The 267-nt window shown below is 64.4% G+C and carries 1 pseudogene; it reads right to left on the reverse strand.

What is annotated here, in order from left to right:
- Positions 1-267: pseudogene (locus tag SB847_RS21215) on the reverse strand (hypothetical protein); the annotation flags it as partial.

The raw sequence follows: 267 nt of genomic DNA on the forward strand, positions 1-267 counted from the left end.
GGCGGCGCTCATCAAATAGACGTACGGATCCTTCACGACTTCCGCGAAACCGTGCCGCTCCGCATGTTGAGGCTTCGCGGTCATGTCGACGAGTTCCTGCCGTTCCTCGGGTGACAGCCACGTTGCGGTCTCGGGCCGATCGGCAAGCAGCACGCGGGCCATGATGCCGAGCGCGACGCACGGCAGCCCTTCGATCAGGTACATCCACTGCCAGCCGGACAGGCCGCCCAAGCCTGCGAAGGTCGTCATGATCCACATCGACAGCGG

Origin of the sequence: Bacillus sp. SIMBA_026, assembly GCF_046535335.1 — a bacterium.
Taxonomy (GTDB): domain Bacteria; phylum Bacillota; class Bacilli; order Bacillales; family Bacillaceae; genus Bacillus; species Bacillus velezensis.